Source organism: Arthrobacter sp. Hb9-2 (assembly GCF_059091165.1).
Window position 1 is genome coordinate 299,562 of sequence record NZ_JBNHGJ010000001.1, and the last position, 17,909, is coordinate 317,470.

Annotated in this window: 17 protein-coding genes; 6 read left to right on the forward strand and 11 right to left on the reverse strand. The window is 65.7% G+C overall.

Going from position 1 to position 17,909, the window contains the following annotated elements:
* Positions 1-40: 40 nt before the first annotated feature.
* Complete coding sequence (locus AC5RV1_RS01475; RefSeq protein WP_493993227.1) at positions 41-184, reverse strand: hypothetical protein; 144 nt, start codon at positions 182-184, stop codon at positions 41-43.
* An 84-nt stretch (positions 185-268) separates the two neighbouring features.
* Positions 269-1,228, reverse strand: coding sequence for a heme o synthase (locus AC5RV1_RS01480; RefSeq protein ID WP_163164135.1), 960 nt, complete (start codon positions 1,226-1,228; stop codon positions 269-271).
* A 515-nt stretch (positions 1,229-1,743) separates the two neighbouring features.
* Here AC5RV1_RS01480 and tkt point away from each other — a divergent pair.
* From tkt to pgl, 6 genes are read left to right on the forward strand one after another with little or no spacing between them, the layout of a single operon-like run.
* Positions 1,744-3,861 carry a transketolase gene (gene tkt, locus AC5RV1_RS01485; protein WP_493993259.1) on the forward strand — a complete coding sequence of 706 codons (2,118 nt, stop codon included), beginning with the start codon at positions 1,744-1,746 and terminating at the stop codon, positions 3,859-3,861.
* A 29-nt stretch (positions 3,862-3,890) separates the two neighbouring features.
* Positions 3,891-5,006, forward strand: coding sequence for a transaldolase (tal, locus tag AC5RV1_RS01490; RefSeq protein WP_493993228.1), 1,116 nt, complete (start codon positions 3,891-3,893; stop codon positions 5,004-5,006).
* A 6-nt stretch (positions 5,007-5,012) separates the two neighbouring features.
* On the forward strand, positions 5,013-6,647 hold the full coding sequence (locus AC5RV1_RS01495) for a glucose-6-phosphate isomerase (protein ID WP_493993229.1): 1,635 nt from the start codon (positions 5,013-5,015) through the stop codon (positions 6,645-6,647).
* 14 nt (positions 6,648-6,661) lie between these two features.
* Positions 6,662-8,233, forward strand: coding sequence for a glucose-6-phosphate dehydrogenase (gene zwf / locus AC5RV1_RS01500; RefSeq protein ID WP_493993230.1), 1,572 nt, complete (start codon positions 6,662-6,664; stop codon positions 8,231-8,233).
* A complete protein-coding gene (locus AC5RV1_RS01505; RefSeq protein ID WP_163163542.1) occupies positions 8,230-9,171 on the forward strand; it encodes a glucose-6-phosphate dehydrogenase assembly protein OpcA in 942 nt (313 codons plus the stop codon). Before zwf ends, AC5RV1_RS01505 begins: the two co-directional genes overlap by 4 nt.
* The gene (gene pgl, locus AC5RV1_RS01510; protein ID WP_493993231.1) at positions 9,161-9,979 is read left to right on the forward strand and encodes a 6-phosphogluconolactonase; all 819 of its coding nucleotides are present in this window, start codon (positions 9,161-9,163) and stop codon (positions 9,977-9,979) included. The genes AC5RV1_RS01505 and pgl overlap by 11 nt, the downstream gene beginning before the upstream one ends.
* Here pgl and AC5RV1_RS01515 read toward each other — a convergent pair.
* From AC5RV1_RS01515 to rapZ, 9 genes are all read right to left on the reverse strand, one after another.
* Complete coding sequence (locus tag AC5RV1_RS01515; RefSeq protein ID WP_493948267.1) at positions 9,932-10,327, reverse strand: RNA polymerase-binding protein RbpA; 396 nt, start codon at positions 10,325-10,327, stop codon at positions 9,932-9,934. The genes pgl and AC5RV1_RS01515 overlap by 48 nt on opposite strands.
* A 110-nt stretch (positions 10,328-10,437) precedes the next feature.
* Entirely contained in the window at positions 10,438-10,695 is a 258-nt protein-coding gene (gene secG / locus AC5RV1_RS01520) for a preprotein translocase subunit SecG (RefSeq protein WP_307095161.1), read from the reverse strand.
* 50 nt (positions 10,696-10,745) lie between these two features.
* Positions 10,746-11,561, reverse strand: a complete 816-nt coding sequence (tpiA, locus tag AC5RV1_RS01525; RefSeq protein WP_493993232.1) for a triose-phosphate isomerase — start codon at positions 11,559-11,561, stop codon at positions 10,746-10,748.
* A gap of 103 nt (positions 11,562-11,664) precedes the next feature.
* Complete coding sequence (locus AC5RV1_RS01530; RefSeq protein WP_493993233.1) at positions 11,665-12,891, reverse strand: phosphoglycerate kinase; 1,227 nt, start codon at positions 12,889-12,891, stop codon at positions 11,665-11,667.
* Positions 12,892-12,901: 10 nt separating this feature from the next.
* Positions 12,902-13,912: a type I glyceraldehyde-3-phosphate dehydrogenase gene (gene gap / locus AC5RV1_RS01535; protein ID WP_163163533.1), complete on the reverse strand. Its 1,011-nt coding sequence runs from the start codon at positions 13,910-13,912 to the stop codon at positions 12,902-12,904.
* 262 nt (positions 13,913-14,174) lie between these two features.
* Positions 14,175-14,801, reverse strand: a complete 627-nt coding sequence (locus AC5RV1_RS01540) for a superoxide dismutase (protein ID WP_493948263.1) — start codon at positions 14,799-14,801, stop codon at positions 14,175-14,177.
* A 99-nt stretch (positions 14,802-14,900) separates the two neighbouring features.
* Entirely contained in the window at positions 14,901-15,881 is a 981-nt protein-coding gene (gene whiA / locus AC5RV1_RS01545; RefSeq protein ID WP_256247729.1) for a DNA-binding protein WhiA, read from the reverse strand.
* 9 nt (positions 15,882-15,890) lie between these two features.
* Positions 15,891-16,907, reverse strand: a complete 1,017-nt coding sequence (locus tag AC5RV1_RS01550; protein ID WP_493948262.1) for a gluconeogenesis factor YvcK family protein — start codon at positions 16,905-16,907, stop codon at positions 15,891-15,893.
* Positions 16,907-17,830 (reverse strand): RNase adapter RapZ, encoded by a 924-nt coding sequence (rapZ, locus tag AC5RV1_RS01555; RefSeq protein WP_493948261.1) that lies wholly within the window; start codon positions 17,828-17,830, stop codon positions 16,907-16,909. Before rapZ ends, AC5RV1_RS01550 begins: the two co-directional genes overlap by 1 nt.
* Between the last annotated feature and the right edge of the window lie 79 nt (positions 17,831-17,909).

The window sequence follows — 17,909 nt, forward strand, 5'->3', positions numbered from 1 at the left end:
GAACCGGGGCGCTGGCATCTGGCGGCGTGGTTCCTGCTGGTCAGCCTGCACGCGTCCCCGCAGGGACGGGTCTTCGCGGGGCCTGGGCAGGGTCGAGGAACTGGATGCCGGCTCGCTCAGTGACCTGGCAGCCGAACTCCTGGACCAGCCCGGCAACGGCGAGGCCCGCGGCGGGTCCGCTCACCTGAAGGCTTCCCGGACTCCTTAAACGGGGCAAGCCTCCCCCAGCAGAACCGGGAGAGGCTTGACGTGCCGCAGGATGGCGCCTTTAGCCCGCCATAACCGCCGGCCCGATGAACGGATCAACCGCCAGGGCAATGAAAAGCAGGGTGAGGTAGCTGATGGAGCCGTGAAAGACCTTCATGGCCCGCTTGTCGGAGATGTCCTCACGCTGGGCCCGGTTGTACAGGGAATGGGACTCGTACAGGAACCAGGCGCCTGCCAGGACGGCGGTGGCCGTGTAGACCCAGCCGGCTCCGCCGGCGGGAATCATCAGCAATGAGCAGGCCACCATGGCCCACGCGTACAGGACCACCTGAACGGAGACCACTTTGGCGCCGGCGATGGCTCCGAGCATGGGGACCTTGGCGTTGCGGTAGTCCTCGCCGTAGCGCATGGACAGGGGCCAGTAATGCGGAGGTGTCCAGAGGAAGATCACCATAAAGAGAATGACGGCGGGCCATTCCACCGAGTTGGTGACAGCAGCCCAGGCAATCAGCACCGGGAAGCAGCCGGCAGCACCGCCCCACACGATATTCTGCGCGGTACGCCGCTTAAGGATGATCGTGTAGATCACCACATAGAAGAAGATGGCCCCCAGTCCCAGCCAGGCGGACAGCGGATTGGCTCCGAACCAGAGGATGGCGATGGCGGCCGCGCCCAGGAGCCAAGAGAAGACCAGCGCTTCACGCGGCGTCACCTCACCGGTGACCAGCGGACGGTTTTCGGTACGGTGCATCAGTTTGTCGATGTCGCGGTCGATGTAGCAGTTGAACGCTCCGGCGCTGCCGGCGGCGAAGGCGCCGCCCACCAGCGTGGCGAGGATGAGCCCGATCGAGGGGAAGCCGCGCTCCGCGTAGATCATGGTGGGAAGGGTGCTGACGAGGAGCAGCTCAATCACGCGGGGCTTGGTGAGGGCAAGATACGCCTTGGCCTTACGGGCAATCCCGGCGCTTGTTGCCCGGGATGCGTTCAGCGGCGTATCTGTTGTGCTCACGGTGGCAGTCACCCGTTCTGTTGGCAGTTCTGTCTGGCTGTCCAGCTGTGTCATGAGGCCCGCCCTTCGGAGCGTCGGCGGAACCGTAATCACCGATCCTCGCCTTGGCCGGGAGTCGCGGGAGCTAAAAAAGGTCCGCCACCCGGCGCTGGCCTCCAAATATCATACCGTGCCGGTCCCGTCCCAACGGCCCGTCATTTTGGTGCTGATGATCGCTCGTGCATCGATTCGAGCAGATTAACTCACCCTCACTTCAGAAGGATTCACATAAGGCGAAATTGCGTCCAAAACGTGAGATTTCGGCCTCCCGCAGAGTGGAATAGAGCTAAGCTGTCACCAGATCAGCACGCAGCAAGGAAGCAGTGGAAAACGCGTTCCAGGACTGGCCAGTGGCTGAGTGAAAAGATCAACGTTTCGATGGTGAACGGCTGGTACACACCGCAGCGGGCGCCACACAGCGTGCCTTAAAACGGATCCGGTGTGCCATCTGCCATCAGCACAGAGAGGGCCCGGTTTTCGTGCCACATTTGGAAGAGCAAGAACTGTCTTGGACCAGCCTGGACGAGCGCGCGGTGGATACCATTCGCGTGCTCGCAGCAGATGCCGTGGAGAAGGTGGGCAACGGCCACCCGGGAACGGCAATGAGCCTGGCGCCGGCCGCGTACCTCCTTTTCCAGAAGCTGATGCGGCACGACCCGCGGAATCCTGACTGGCTGGGCCGTGACCGCTTTGTCCTGTCCCCGGGCCACACCTCCCTCACCCTTTACATCCAGCTCTTCCTTTCCGGTTACGGCCTGGAGCTGAAGGACCTGGAGGCGCTGCGGACGTGGGGTTCACTGACCCCGGGCCACCCCGAGTACAAGCACACCGCCGGCGTGGAGATCACCACCGGCCCGCTGGGCCAGGGCCTGGCGTCCTCCGTCGGCTTTGCCTACTCCCAGCGCCGGATGCGCGGCCTGTTCGACGCCGACGCCGCCCCGGGTACCAGCCCGTTCGACCACACCATCTGGGTCATTGCCTCCGACGGCGACCTCCAGGAAGGCGTCACGGCTGAGGCTTCCTCGCTTGCCGGCCACCAGGAACTGGGCAACCTCGTGGTGGTGTACGACGAGAACCACATCTCCATTGAGGACGACACCGACATCGCGTTCACCGAGGATGTCCTCAAGCGCTACGAAGCCTACGGCTGGCACGTCCAGCGCGTGGACTGGACCAAGACCGGCGAATACAAGGAAGACGTCCAGGAGCTCTACTCGGCGCTCCTCGCGGCCAAGGCTGAGACGTCCAAGCCGTCCATCGTGTCGCTGCGCACCATCATCGGCTACCCGGCCCCCAAAAAGCAGAACACGGGCAAGATCCACGGTTCTGCCCTTGGTGCAGAGGAAGTCGCCGCACTGAAGGAGGTTCTGGGCTTTGACCCGGCCAAGTCCTTCGACGTGGACCAGGACGTCCTGGCCCACGCCCGCGCCGTGGTGGACCGCGGTGCTGCCGCCCGCAAGGAGTGGGAAGAGTCCTTCAACGCCTGGCAGGCGGCCAACCCCGAGGGCGCGGCCCTGCTGCAGCGCATCGAGGCCAAGGAACTGCCCAACGATGTTGACGCGGCCCTTCCGGTCTTCCCGGCCGGTAAGGACGTCTCCACCCGTGCCGCCTCGGGCAAGGTCCTGAACGCCCTGGGCCCGGTCCTGCCCGAACTGTGGGGCGGGTCTGCCGACCTTGCAGAGTCGAACAACACCACCATCGAGGGCTCGCCGTCGTTCGTTCCGGCGTCGAAGCAGACGGACGCGTGGAAGGGCAACCCGTACGGCCGTGTGCTGCACTTCGGTATCCGCGAGCACGCCGCAGCCTCGATCGTCAACGGCATCAGCCTGCACGGCCGGACCCGCGCGTTCTCCGGCACGTTCCTGATCTTCAGCGACTACCAGCGGCCCGCCATCCGTCTTGGCGCGCTGATGGGTGTGCCGTCCCTGTACGTTTGGACGCACGACTCCATCGGCCTGGGCGAGGACGGCCCCACCCACCAGCCGGTGGAACAGCTCGCCTCGCTGCGCGCCATCGTTGGCCTGGACGTGGTCCGTCCCGGTGACGCCAACGAAGTAGCCGTGGCCTGGAAGACGATGCTGGAAAACCACTCCAACCCGGCCGGCATCGTCCTGACCCGCCAGAACATCCCCACCTGGGAACGTGGCGAGGGCGAGGCCGACGGCGACACGTTCGGTTCCGTTGCCGGCGTCGCCAAGGGCGGCTACGTCCTGGCCGAAGCCGCCAAGGACGGCGCCACCGTCCCGGCCGACGTCATCCTCATCGGCACCGGCTCCGAGGTCCAGCTGGCCGTGAAGGCCCGCGAAGCCCTGCAGGCCGAAGGCATCGCCGCCCGTGTCGTCTCGATGCCCTGCGTTGAGTGGTTCAACAAGCAGGACGCCGCCTACCGCGAGTCAGTGCTCCCCGCGGCCGTCAAGGCCCGTGTGTCCGTCGAAGCAGGACTGGCCCTGGGCTGGAAGGAATTCGTCGGCGACGCCGGCCGTTCCGTCAGCCTTGAGCACTACGGCGCTTCCGCGGACTACAAGCGCCTCTTCCAGGAGTTCGGCATCACCGCAGAAGCAGTTGCTGCGGCCGCCAAGGACTCCCTCGCAGGCCTGCAGGCCTGAAAACCCGATTTCCTAGGAGATATAGAACAATGACTACTCCCACCCAGCAGCTCTCCGACGCCGGAGTTTCCATCTGGCTTGATGACCTTTCCCGCGGGCGCCTGGACACCGGCACCCTGGCCAAGCTCATCGAAGAGAAGAACGTGGTCGGTGTGACCACCAACCCGTCCATCTTCCACGCCGCGATCACAACCAGCGCCGACTACGACGGCACGATCGCAAAGCAGGCAGCAGCCGGCGCGTCCGTCGAGGACACCATCTTCGAAATCACCACCACCGACGTCGCCGACGCCTGCGACCTGTTCGCACCCGTCGCTGCAGCCACTAATGGCGTGGACGGCCGCGTATCCATCGAGGTTGACCCGCGCCTGGCCTGGGACACCGCCGGCACCATTGCCGAAGCCAAGCACCTGTACAAGAGGGTCAACAAGGACAACGTCCTGATCAAGATCCCCGCCACCCTTGAGGGCCTCGAAGCGATCACCGCCACCCTGGCGGAGGGCATCAGCGTCAACGTGACCCTGATCTTCTCCCTGGAGCGCTACCGCGCCGTCATCAACGCCTTCCAGTCCGGCCTGGAGCAGGCCAAGGAAAACGGCCACGACCTCTCGAAGATCCACTCCGTGGCCTCGTTCTTCGTTTCCCGCGTGGACTCCGAGATCGACAAGCGCCTCGACGCCCTGGGCACGGACGAGGCAAAGGCCCTCAAGGGCAAGGCCGGCCTGGCCAACGCCCGCCTGGCCTACCAGGTCTACGAAGAGCTCTTCTCCACCGAACGCTGGGCCCTGCTCGCTGAAGCGGGCGCACTCCCCCAGCGTCCCCTGTGGGCCTCCACGGGCGTGAAGGATCCGGCCTACCCGGACACGCTCTACGTCACCGAGCTCGTTGCCCCCGGCGTGGTGAACACCATGCCGGAGAAGACCCTGGACGCCACCTTCGACCACGGCGTCATCACCGGAGACACCGTCACCGGCACCTACACCGAAGCCAACAACACCCTGGACGCGCTCGAAAAGCTCGGCATCTCCTACAACGACGTCGTCGCAATCCTGGAATCCGAAGGCTTGGACAAGTTCGTGGCCAGCTGGAAGGAACTGCTCGGCGACGTTGAGGGCGCCCTCGCCTCTGCACGGAAGGCTTCCTAACCGACAATGAGCACACTCAGCTACGAAGCCACAGGTGCCGCACAGCAGGCACTGGAACAGCACCTCCCCGCCCTGGTGGAGGACCGCATCGCCACCCGGATCTTCGCGAAGGACCACACCCTGTGGGGCCCTGACGCGGAAGCAGAGTCTGCCATCCGCCTCGGCTGGATTGAGGCGGCCACCGTCTCCCAGCCGTTGGTGAAGGAGATCCTGGAACTCCGCGACGCCCTCCGCGCCGAAGGGGTTACCCGCATCGTGCTGTGCGGCATGGGCGGGTCCTCGCTGGCTCCGGAAGTCATTGCGGGCACCGCCGGCGTCGAGCTGACTGTGCTGGACAGCACGGACCCCGACCAGGTCCGTGCTGCCCTGGCGGACCGGCTGGCGGAGACCGCGATTGTGGTCTCCTCCAAGTCCGGATCCACCGTAGAGACGGATTCGCAGCGAAGGGTCTTCGAGAAGGCGTTCAATGACGCAGGCATCGACGCCAAGAGCCGCATCATCATCGTCACGGATCCGGGTTCCCCGCTGGACAAGGCCTCCCGTGAGGCCGGCTACCGGGCCGTCTTTAACGCGGACCCCAATGTCGGCGGCCGTTTCTCCGCGCTCACCGCGTTCGGCCTGGTGCCCTCGGGCCTGGCCGGGGTGGACATCCAGGCCTTCCTGGATGAGGCCGAGGAGGCCGCCGAGGTCCTGAACGACGACGCACCCGAGAACATCGGCCTTGCGCTCGGGACCGCGTTGGGCGGAACCAGCCCGCTGCGCAACAAAATCGTCATTGCCGAGGACGGCTCGGGCATTGTGGGCTTCGCCGACTGGGCCGAGCAGCTCATCGCCGAATCGACGGGCAAGCTGGGCACCGGCGTCCTGCCGGTCGTGGCCGGACCCTCTTCGCCCGAGGTAACCTCCGGGGCCGAGGACGTGCTGGTGGTCCGGCTGGTGGCCCCGGATGCCGACGTCGAACTCGGTGAAAACCAGGTTGCCATCGCTGGTGGGCTGCCCACCCAGATGATGGTCTGGGAGTTCGCCACGGCCGTCGCCGGGCGCCTGCTCGGTATCAACCCGTTCGATCAGCCCGACGTTGAGGCAGCCAAGGTGGCGGCACGCGGCCTGCTGGACGCGCAGCCGGAACCCACCCCCGCAGCTTTCGTCGACGGCGCCATCGAGGTCCGCGGCGGCGAGTGGCTGAGCGATGCGTCAACGGCCGAGGAAGCAGTCCGAGCTTTGCTGGAAACACTCCAGCCGGACAGCTACCTGAGCGTCCAGGCCTACTTCGACCGGCTGGCGTTCGCGCAGCTCGAGGGCATCCGTGATGAGCTTGCCGCCGTCTTGGGCCGCCCGGTTACGTTCGGCTGGGGGCCGCGGTTCCTGCACTCCACCGGTCAGTTCCATAAGGGCGGCCCCGCCATCGGTGTGTTCCTCCAGGTCACAGCTGCTTCGGCCGAAGACCTTTCCATCCCGGAGCGTCCCTTCACGTTCGGTGAACTGATCGCCGCGCAGGCCGCCGGTGACGCCCAGGTCCTGAGCGAGCATGGCCGTCCCGTGCTTCGCCTGCACCTGACCGACCGCGCTGCCGGTGTGGCACAGTTGCAGGACATCATTGCTGCGCTGTCCGCCAGGTCAGCCTCCGTTACTGAAAGCTAAGGCACAGAAGCAACATGCCAGAAACTGAATACGGCAGGACGTCCGGGGCGCGCCCCGGAAAGCCGCTGCGGAATCCGTTGCGGGATCCGCGTGACCGCCGCTTGAACCGGATCGCCGGTCCGTCGTCGTTGGTGCTCTTCGGAGTCACCGGTGACCTTGCCCGCAAGAAGCTCATGCCGGCCGTGTATGACCTGGCCAACCGGGGGTTGTTGCCGCCCAGCTTCGCGCTGGTCGGTTTCGCCCGGCGTGAGTGGGACAAGGAGGACTTCGCCGCTGAGGTAAAGGCCTCGGTCCAGGCCTACGCGCGGACGCCTTTTGATGAGGCGGTGTGGAACCAGCTGTCCGAGGGCATCCGCTTTGTCCAGGGTGAGTTCGACGACGACGGAGCGTTCGAGCGGCTCGGCGAGACCATCAAGGAACTCGATGACGTCCGCGGCACCCGGGGGAACCACGCGTTCTACCTCTCGATCCCGCCGAAGGCGTTCGAGCAGGTCTGCCGCCAGCTGTCCAAGCACGGCCTGGCGCAGGCCGAGGGCGACAAGTGGCGCCGCGTGGTGATCGAAAAGCCGTTCGGGCACGACCTGGAATCGGCCCGGAAGCTGAACGACATTGTCGAGTCGGTATTCCCGGCGGACGCGGTGTTCCGCATCGACCATTACCTGGGCAAGGAGACGGTCCAGAACATCCTGGCGTTGCGGTTCGCGAACCAGCTGTTCGAGCCGTTGTGGAACGCGAACTATGTGGACCATGTCCAGATCACGATGGCCGAGGACATCGGCACCGGCGGCCGGGCAGGGTATTACGACGGCGTGGGCGCGGCCCGCGACGTGATCCAGAACCACCTGCTCCAGCTGCTGGCGCTGACAGCGATGGAGGAACCCATTTCCTTCAACGCCGATGACCTGCGTGCGGAGAAGGAAAAGGTCCTCGCCGCCGTCAAGCTCCCCGATGACCTGTCCACGCATTCTGCGCGGGGCCAGTTCACCGGCGGCTGGCAGGGCGGCGAACAGGTCCAGGGCTACCTGGAGGAAGAAGGCATCCCGGCCAATTCCACCACCGAAACGTTCGCCGCGATCCGGGTAGACATCCACACCCGCCGCTGGTCCGGTGTGCCGTTCTACCTGCGCGCGGGAAAGCGCCTGGGCCGGCGCGTGACCGAGATCGCGGTGGTGTTCAAGCGCGCACCGAATCTGTTGTTCCGTGACCACGGTGAGGATGACTTCGGCCAGAACGCCGTGGTGATCCGGGTCCAGCCTGACGAGGGCGTGACCATCCGTTTCGGGTCCAAGGTTCCTGGCACACAAATGGAAGTCCGGGACGTGACCATGGACTTCGGCTACGGCCACTCCTTCACCGAGTCGTCCCCGGAGGCGTACGAGCGGCTGATCCTGGACGTACTCCTGGGCGAGCCGCCCCTGTTCCCGCGGCACGAGGAAGTGGAGCTGTCCTGGAAGATCCTTGACCCGTTCGAGGAATACTGGGCCACCCTGGACGAACAGCCCGAGCCCTACGCCCCGGGATCGTGGGGCCCGGCCAGTGCTGATGAGCTGCTGGCCCGTGACGGACGAACCTGGAGAAGGCCATGATTGTAGATTTGCCGGACACCACCACCTCGAACGTTTCCAAAAAGCTGATGGCCCTGCGTGAGCAGGGCGGCGTGATCGCCCTGGGCCGGGTGCTCACCCTCGTGGTGGTCACCAAGTCCGGGCTTGAGGAAGAAGCGATCGAGGCAGCCAACGAGGCCAGCCGGGAACACCCCTGCCGGATCATCGTCCTGGCCGACGCCGGGGCCGACGCCGCGGACAAACTGGACGCCCAGATCCGCGTGGGCGGCGACGCCGGGGCCTCCGAGGTCATCGTGCTGCGCGGCTACGGCCAACTCGCCCACGAAAGCGAATCCCTCGTCGCCGCCCTGCTGCTCCCGGACGCACCGATTGTGGCCTGGTGGCCGCACGGCGCACCGGAAAGTGCCTGCGAAACCTCCATCGGCCGCATCGCGCACCGCAGAATCACCGACTCCGCCAACGAACCGGACCCCCAGGCAGCGCTGGAGAACATCCACGCCACCTACCGGGCCGGGGACACGGACCTCGCCTGGACCCGCCTGACCAACTGGCGGATCCAACTCGCCGCTGTCCTGGACCAGGTGGACTCCTCGCCCGTGACCGCCGTCGCGGTTGAAGGTGCCTCGGACTCCCCGAGCACCATCCTCCTCGCGGCCTGGCTCACCCTCACTCTGGACGCACCGGTCACCATCGTGGCGGACCCGGCCGGGACCGGCATCCGCCGCGTCCGCCTCACCCGCCCCGGCGGCGACGTGCAACTCTTCCGCCCGGGACTGTCCGTGGCCGAACTGACCCAGCCGGGCCAGCCTGCCCAGCGGATCTCGCTTCCACGCCGCAGCCTCCGCGACTGCCTTGCAGAGGAGCTGCGCCGTCTGGACCCGGACGAAGTGTTCGGCGAAGTGATTACTATGGGACTGCCACGTACCAATCTAAGGAGCGTCCGACCCAGTGAGCGTTGAGCCAAGAGTAAGCATTCATCCTGATTCGTCCGTTCTGATGGCGGCCATTGCGGCGCGCCTGATCACCAAGCTTGTTGATGTCCAGGACAAGTACGGTGAAGCTACCGTGGTCCTGACCGGCGGCACGGTGGGTATTGGCACGCTCAAGGCTGTTGCTGACTCTCCGGCGGCGCCCGCCGTCGACTGGTCCAAGGTCAACTTCTGGTGGGGAGATGAGCGGTTTGTCTCCTCGGACGATGCCGACCGGAACACGAGGCAGGCGTTCGCAGCCTTGCTCTCGCACATTCCGGTGGATCCTGAGCGGATCCATGAACCGGGATCATCGGACCAGTTCGGTACTCCGGAAGAGGCTGCCGAGGACTACGCCCGCCAACTGCGGGATGCTGCCGCTTCAGAGCACGCCGCGGACATGTCCGATGACCGGCCTGAACAGCCGGCTGCACTCCCCCGCCTGGACGTTGTCCTGCTGGGTGTGGGACCCGATGCGCATGTGGCGTCGCTGTTTCCCGAGCATGCCGGAATCCGGGAAAAGGAGCGGACGGTGGTGGGTGTGCGGAATTCGCCCAAGCCGCCTCCGCTGCGCGTTTCCCTGACGCTGCCCGCCATCAACACGGCGTCTGAGGTGTGGATGGTTGTTGCGGGCGAGGACAAGGCCGGTGCAGTGGGGCTGGCACTGGCCGGTGCCAACCCTGTCCAGGTGCCTGCCGCGGGTCCCCGGGGAACGTCGCGGACCCTCTGGCTCATCGATGAGAACGCGGCGTCACGCGTCCCCCATCAGCTCGTCCGGAAGGACGCTGCGGGCGCGTAGTTTCTCCAGCGCTCCAGCCAGGAGGTCTTCGGCGTCCTGGCTGGAGCGCCGTTCTTTAACGTATTCCAGGTGGCTTTTGTAGCCGTCGTCCATGCCGTCGGCCTCGGCGGCCGCCATGCCATCCCTCGCTGCCATGGCCCCGCATCGCCGGCAGTCCCATACGGCAGGAAGCTGGTCGTCAGGAAGTTTGAGGAAGACCAGCCGGGTTTCATGTCCCTTGGCGCACCAGTACGAGATCCGGACGCGCGGGAGGCTTTTCCCGTGGTCCTCGGCGGCCTGGAGGCTTGGTCCTGATCCTGCCGTGACACCCGCGCGGGTGCCCCGGAAACCTGACGTTGGATGTACCATCGGGGCTCCTGCCTCTTAAACAGAACTGTGGCTGCCGGAAACCGACAGCCACAGTTTAGTTCGCAGATCAGCGCCGCGGCAGTGCCCGCGCCGATCCTCTTGGCAGTGCTTTAGGAGTCGCCGCTGCCGGTGAACCGCATAATCAGCCCCAGGGCGATGATCACAATGCCCCACGTGACACCGAGGATCACCGTGAACCGGTTGAGGTTGCGCTCGGCCACGCCGGAGGAGCTCAGCCCTGAACTCATGCCGCCACCGAACATGTCGGACAGTCCGCCGCCCCGTCCCTTGTGGAGGAGGATGAGCAACGTCAGCAGGAGGCTGGTGATGCCCAGGAGGATCTGCAGAATGACATGAAGAACGTCCACGACGGCCTTTCAGAAAGTTGGAATTGCGGGAGTATGCGCGGCGGGACGGACTAGTCCGTCACCAGGTGACTCTCGAACCTGACAATATTAGCAAACTCGGCCGGATCGAGGCTTGCGCCACCCACCAACAGGCCGTCCACGTCGAGTTCCTTCAGGATCGCGGCTGCATTGTTTGCCTTGACGGAACCGCCGTACAGCAGGCGGGTCTTCGACGCGACGTCTGCTCCGAACAGGGACTCGAGCTCGGCGCGGATGGCGGCGCACATTTCCTGGGCGTCACCCGGCCCCGCTACTTCGCCGGTGCCAATGGCCCAGACGGGCTCGTAGGCCACCACAAGCTCGCTGGCCTGCTCCGGGGTAAGTCCTGCAACACCAGCGCGGAGCTGGGCCAGGGTGTGGTCCACGTGGGTGCCGGCCTGGCGGATTTCCAGCCCTTCGCCGACGCAGAGCACGGGAACCAGGCCGTGCTTGAAGGCGGCCTTCACCTTGGCGTTGAGGACGTCGTCGGACTCGTTGTGGATGGTCCGGCGTTCGCTATGGCCCACCAGGACGTACGTGCAGCCCAGCTTATTCAGGAACTGGCCCGAGATGTCGCCAGTGTAGGCGCCGGAGTCGAACTGCGAGAGGTCCTGGCCGCCATAGGCAACGTCCAGGTCATCACCCTGGACCAGGGTCTGCACGCCGCGGAGGTCGGTGAACGGCGGGAAGACGGCAACTTCGACCCGGTTGTAGTCGTGCTTGGCGTCGGAGAGGGTCCACGCGAGTTTCTGCAGGAGGGTGATGCCCTGCACGTGGTCCATGTTCATTTTCCAGTTGCCCGCTATGAAGGGCTTGCGGTCGAAGGCGCCGTTCGTTGACGTTGTCACGTATTCTCCAAAAAGTCTTGATAAGTGTTCGGCCGGCAGGCTGCCGCGGGGCAACCTGCCGGCCGGAGGATTGAAGAGCCAGGTACTGCTGCCGGAGGTGCTGCTACCGGTCCAGGACGCTGAGTCCCGGGAGTTCCTTGCCTTCGAGGTATTCCAGGCTGGCGCCGCCACCTGTGGAAATGTGGCCGAACTGGTCGTCAGCGAAACCGAGGGTGCGGACGGCGGCTGCTGAGTCCCCGCCTCCCACCACGGTGAAGGCCCCGGTTTCGGTCAGGGACTGCGCGATGGCCCGGGTGCCGGCGGCGAACGCTTCGAATTCGAAGACTCCCATGGGACCGTTCCAGAAGACGGTCTTGGCACCCTTGATCCGGTCGGCAAACGCGGCTGCTGAATCCGGACCGATATCAAGGCCTATGCCCTGGGCACCGAAGCTGCTGTTCTCGATGGCGTCGGCCGGAACAGTCTCGTGGGCTGCGTCGGCAGCGAACTTCTCCGCCACCACAACATCCGTGGGCACCACGAATTCGGTGCCGGCGTCTGCTGCCCGCTTCAGGTAGTCCTGGACCACGGGAATCTGGTCCTCCTCCAGCAGGCTGGAGGCCACCTTGTGTCCGGATGCGGCGAGGAACGTGAACAGCATCCCGCCGCCCACCAGGATGGTGTCCGCCTTGCCGAGCAGGTTGTCGATGACTGCGAGCTTGTCCGAAACCTTGGAGCCGCCAAGCACCACCACGTAGGGGCGCTGGGTGTCTGCCGTCAGCTTGCGGAGCACCTCCACCTCAGTGTGCACGAGGTCGCCCAGGTAGGACGGGAGCCGGGTGGCGACGTCGTAAACGCTGGCGTGCCTGCGGTGCACGGCACCGAAAGCGTCATCGACGTATGCGCCGTTGCCGCCCGTCAGGGCCACCAGCTCGTCAGCGAAGGCGCCGCGCTCGGCGTCGTCCTTGCTGGTTTCGCGGGCGTCGAAACGCACGTTCTCCAAGACCAGCACTTCGCCGTCCTGGAGGGAAGCTGCAGCTTCCTTAGCGGAGTTGCCCACCGTATCCCCGGCGAGGGAGACCTTGAAGCCTGCCAGTTCGGCCAGGCGGTCGACGGCGGGGCGAAGGGAGTACTTTTCCTCCGGGGCGCCCTTGGGGCGTCCGAGGTGGGCTGTTACCAGCACGCGGGCACCGGCGTCCGTGAGCTTTCCCAGCACTGGCAGTGAGGCCCTGATGCGGCCGTCGTCAGTCACTGTAGAGCCGTCGAGCGGCACATTCAGGTCACTTCGAACCAGAATGTACCGCCCGCGGACACCTTCAGCGATCAGTTCGTTGAGGGTGTGAGATGTCATGTGTCTAACCCTAGCCCAGCTTGGCTGCCACAAGCTCCGTGAGGTCAACGAGGCGGTTGGAGTAGCCCCATTCGTTGTCGTACCAGGAAACAACCTTGACCTGGTTGCCGATCACCTTGGTGAGGCCGGAGTCAAAGATGGAGGATGCGGGATCGCCAACGATGTCGGAGGAGACAATCGGCTCGTCCGTGTAGGTCAGGAAGCCCTGCAGGTCCTCGGACTCGGCTGCCCGCTTGAGGGCGGCGTTGACTTCCTCCACCGTGGTCTCACGGGAGACGGTGACGGTGAGGTCGGTGGCGGAACCGGTGGGGACAGGGACGCGGATGGCGTAGCCGTCCAGCTTGCCCTTGAGCTCCGGCAGGACCAGCCCGATTGCCTTGGCTGCACCGGTGGAGGTCGGCACCATGTTGACGGCGGCGGCGCGGGCGCGGCGCAGATCCTTGTGCGGGCCGTCCTGCAGGTTCTGGTCCGCGGTGTAGGCGTGGACGGTGGTCATGAGGCCGCGCTCGATGCCGAACTCGTCGTTGACCACCTTGGCCAGCGGGCCGAGGCAGTTGGTGGTGCAGGATGCGTTGGAGATGATGTGGTGCGTGGCGTTGTCGTACAGCTTGTGGTTCACGCCCATCACGATGGTGATGTCCTCATCCGAGGCCGGGGCGGAAATCAGGACCTTCTTGGCGCCGGCGTCGATGTGCTTCTGCGCATCGGCGGCCTTGGTGAAGAAGCCGGTGGACTCGATGACGATGTCCACGCCAAGCTCGCCCCAGGGAAGGTTGGCGGGGTCGCGCTCTGCCAGGACCTTGACGACGTTGCCGTTGACGACGATGTTGCCGTCCTTGACCTCGATGGTTTCCTTCAGGCGGCCGCCGACGGAGTCGTACTTGAACAGGTGGGCCAGGGCCTCCGGGCTGGTGAGGTCGTTGACTGCAACGATCTCCAGGTCCGCGCCCTGTGCCAGTGCTGCGCGGAAGTAGTTGCGGCCAATACGGCCAAAGCCGTTGATACCAATACGGGTCGTCACTTTTTCAGTCTCCTTGGTGCTTTCAAAAGCACAACTAGTTGAGCGGGCGTTCAAGCCAACTAACAGATCCCGCACGCCATTGGGCAGAGATGATTTACAGACGGAGGGCGACCAGCCTCATTGCTGAAGGCTAACCGCCTTCCGTGACCTATCTTACGTTTAACTGGGTCCGCCCCCGCAAGTGCGGGGGCGGACGGTCCACATTCCGGGAGCTTTACCCCCTAAATGTGAACTTTGTTACATGCGTGTGAAGCGCGGGTCACTACGGGAGCGTGATGAGACCCGTGGCGTTGGTGCGTGCAGCCTCGAAGCGCTTGGCGACGTCGGCCCAGTTCACGATGTTCCAGAATGCCTTGACGTAGTCGGCCTTGACGTTGACGTAATCCAGGTAGAAGGCGTGCTCCCACATGTCCAGCATCAGCAGCGGGGTGGTGCCCAGCGCCACGTTGCCCTGCTGGTCGTACAGCTGCTCGATGACCAGGTTTCCGCCGATGGGCTCGTAAGCCAGGAAACCCCAGCCGGAGCCCTGCAGGCCGAGTGCGGCCGCGGAGAACTGGGCGCGGAAGGCGTCGAAGGAGCCGAAGGCGTCATCGATGGCCGCTGCGAGCTCACCTTCGGGCTTGTCGCCGCCGTCCGGGGAGAGGTTGTTCCAGAACACGGAGTGGTTGACGTGGCCGCCGGTGTGGAACGCCAGGTCCTTGGACAGGCGGTTGATGTTGGCGAAGTCGCCCTTCTCGCGCGCCTCGGCCAGCTGGGCCAGGGCGTTGTTGGCACCGGCCACGTAGGTTGCGTGGTGCTTGCTGTGGTGCAGCTCCATGATGCGCGCTGAGATGTGCGGCTCCAGGGCAGCGTAATCGTAGCTGAGTTCGGGCAGTACGTACTCGGTCACAAAATCCTCCAATATCGTGGACACTCAGTCCGGTTGGTAACTCTCGGATTGTGCATCCGGGCGTCTGGCACCCGGAATCTTTTTGATTCTAGGGGGCTGTTACTCGTCCAGCATTTCCGGCGTCACATTGGCATCCGTCCCCGGGATGCCCAGGTCCTGCGCACGTTTGTCCGCCATGGCCAGCAGGCGCCGGATCCGTCCGGCGATTGCGTCCTTGGTCATCACGGGATCGGCAAGGCGGCCCAGTTCGTCCAGGCTGGCCTGCTTGTGCGCCACCCGCAGCTCGCCGGCGTACTTCAGGTGCTCCGGGACGTCGTCGCCCAAAATCTCCAGGGCACGGTCCACGCGGGCCCCGGCCGCCACGGCGGCCTGGGCTGAGCGGCGGAGGTTGGCATCGTCGAAGTTGGCAAGCCGGTTGGCGGTGGCCCGTACTTCCTTGCGCATCCGGCGTTCCTCCCACACCATCAGCGCGTCGTGGGCTCCCATGCGGGTGAGGAGGGCGGCGATGGTGTCGCCGTCGCGGATGACCACCCGGTCCACGCCCCGGACTTCGCGGGCCTTCGCCTGGATGTCCAGGCGGCGGGCGGCGCCCACAAGTGCCAGCGCGGATTCCGGGCCGGGGCAGGTGACCTCCAGAGAGGAGGACCGTCCCGGTTCGGTGAGCGATCCGTGCGCCAGGAAGGCACCGCGCCATACGGCTTCGGCATCTGCTGCCGAACCGTTGACGACGGCGGAGGGCAGCCCCCGGACGGGGCGGCCGCGTCCGTCGAGGAGGCCGGTCTGGCGGGCCAGGGCCTCGCCGTCGCGCACTACCCGGACGACGTAGCGGCTGGCACGACGCAGTCCCCCTGCGGACACCACGATGATCTCGCTCTGGTGCCCGTAGACTTCGGCGATGGCAGCCCGGAGGCGGCGGGCGGTGGAGGCCAGGTCCACTTCGGCCTCGATGACAATCCGGCCCGAGATGATGTGGAGCCCGCCGGCAAAGCGGAGCATGGCGGAGACTTCAGCCTTCCGGACTGATGATTTCTTGATGTCCAGACGGGACAGTTCTTCCTTGACTGATGCTGTCAGTGCCATGGCACCTTCCTAACTGTTCCCAAAAATGTCGTTGTACGCCGTGGCCAGACGCAGGGGGTCGTGGACGGGTCGGCGGCCCGACGCCCCTACTTTACCCAAGACCACCTCGGCGCCGATCATCGCGGCGGCCTTCTCGAACTCCTGCCGGTCCGGAACGGAGGCGGGGTCTGCCAGGACAACGTCGACGTTGAACTCCGGGGCGTAGCGCCGCAGGACGTGCAGGTGGTCGGCCGCCGTCATGCCGGAAGTTTCCTTGGTGTCTGTTGCCAGGTTCATGGTCAGGCAGCGTTTCGCCGGGGTGTGGCACAGCGCCTGCCGCATTTCGGGGAGCAACAGGTGCGGCAGCACCGAGGTGTACCAGGAGCCCGGGCCCAGGATCACCCAGTCCGCGAGCTCGATGGCGCTCAGTGCTTCAGGGCAGGCCGGCGCCGCCTCGGGCAGGAGGCGCACCTGCTCCAATGAGCCCGCCACGGCGCAGCGTGCCTGTCCCCGGATGGTCTGCAGCACGGATTCGCCGTCGGGAGCTGTGACCCGCACATCGCCTTCGATGGTCAACGGCTGCGTGGACATGGGCAGGACCTGGCCGCGGGCGCCCAGCAGTGCGCCGGCCCACCGCAGTCCTGCGACCGCGTCACCCAGCAGCTCCCAGAGGGTGACGATCAGCAGGTTGCCGGTGGCGTGGTCATCCAGCGAGCCGCCCGGTCCTTTCCCGGGACGGAAGCGGTGCTGCATCACGTCTCGCCAGGTGCGTCCCCAGTCGGTGTCGTCGCACAGGGCCGAGAGCGCCATCCGCAGGTCCCCGGGCGGGAGGACGCCGTACTCGTCCCGCAGGCGCCCGGAAGAACCGCCGTCGTCCGCGACCGTGACGATCGCAGTGAGCTCCGAGGTGAGCAGCCGCAGTGCCGAGAGCGACGCGGACAGGCCGTGCCCGCCACCCAGGGCAACGACATTCGGACCCTTATCGTGTTGGAAGGCCGCCGTTCCGGCCGGCGGAACCAGCGGCAGTGCCCCGGTGAAAAGCGACATTACTCGCGGCCCAGGTCCCGGTGCGTGGTGGTCACCGTGACCCGCGGGTACTGGGCCAGCTTCTTGGAGAGTTCGACGGCGACTGCCACCGAGCGGTGTTTACCGCCGGTGCAGCCCACGGCGATGGTGGCGTAGTGCTTGTTCTCGCGACGGTAGCCGTCCAGGACCGGTTCCAGTGCCATCACATAGCGATCCACGAAGTTCTTGACGCCCTCGGCTTCGAGCACGTAGTCGCTGACGTCCTTGTCCAGCCCGGTGTGCGGGCGCAGCTGCGGCACCCAGTGCGGGTTGGGGATGAACCGGACGTCTGCCACGTAGTTTGAGTCCACGGGCAGGCCGTACTTAAAGCCGAAGCTCATGACGTTCAGCCGCAGGGCCACGGGTCCTGTTTCACTGAAGAGTTCCGTGATGGCCGTGGCGAGGCCGTGAACGTTGTAGCCCGAGGTGTCCAGCACGACGTCGGAGCTGTCGCGCAGTTCCTGCAGCAGGTCGCGTTCGGCTGCGATGCCGTCGAGGATGCGGCCCCCGCCCTGCAGGGGATGGGGCCGGCGTCCCTGTTCGAACCGCCGGACCAGGACGTCGTCGCTGGCGTCGAGGAAAAGGACGCGGAAGGCGACGCCGCTGGCGGCCAGCGCGCCGAGGGCAGCGCGGATGTCGGCGAACAGCCCCTTGCTGCGGACGTCTATGACCACGGCCAGCCGCGGGATGGACTGGGGCGCGTGGGACACGAGCTCGGCGAGCGTGCCCAGCATCTGCGGCGGAAGGTTCTCCACGACATACCAGCCGTGGTCCTCAAGCGCGTCGGCCGCCGTGCTGCGCCCCGCTCCGGACATCCCGGTGACCACCAGCAGTTCCGCTTCGAGCGGCTTGACGGGGAGCATCCCGTCCTGCCCTGCTCCGGATTCCGCCGTTGTGTCTGCCATTAGGTCCGCCCCGTTTCTGCTCTAGGTTTGTGGGCCGGCCCGCATCGGCCGACACCCCGCCCTCAACCCTAGCTAAGTT

Excerpts from the sequence above, each read along its gene's own strand:
- AC5RV1_RS01505 (WP_163163542.1), top strand. The coding sequence starts at position 8,230 with ATGATTGTAGATTTGCCGGACACCACCACCTCGAACGTTTCCAAAAAG.
- tal (WP_493993228.1), top strand. The coding sequence starts at position 3,891 with ATGACTACTCCCACCCAGCAGCTCTCCGACGCCGGAGTTTCCATCTGG.
- whiA (WP_256247729.1), bottom strand. The coding sequence starts at position 15,881 with ATGGCACTGACAGCATCAGTCAAGGAAGAACTGTCCCGTCTGGACATC.
- zwf (WP_493993230.1), top strand. The coding sequence starts at position 6,662 with ATGCCAGAAACTGAATACGGCAGGACGTCCGGGGCGCGCCCCGGAAAG.
- AC5RV1_RS01550 (WP_493948262.1), bottom strand. The coding sequence starts at position 16,907 with ATGTCGCTTTTCACCGGGGCACTGCCGCTGGTTCCGCCGGCCGGAACG.
- AC5RV1_RS01530 (WP_493993233.1), bottom strand. The coding sequence starts at position 12,891 with ATGACATCTCACACCCTCAACGAACTGATCGCTGAAGGTGTCCGCGGG.
- AC5RV1_RS01495 (WP_493993229.1), top strand. The coding sequence starts at position 5,013 with ATGAGCACACTCAGCTACGAAGCCACAGGTGCCGCACAGCAGGCACTG.
- AC5RV1_RS01515 (WP_493948267.1), bottom strand. The coding sequence starts at position 10,327 with ATGGTACATCCAACGTCAGGTTTCCGGGGCACCCGCGCGGGTGTCACG.
- rapZ (WP_493948261.1), bottom strand. The coding sequence starts at position 17,830 with ATGGCAGACACAACGGCGGAATCCGGAGCAGGGCAGGACGGGATGCTC.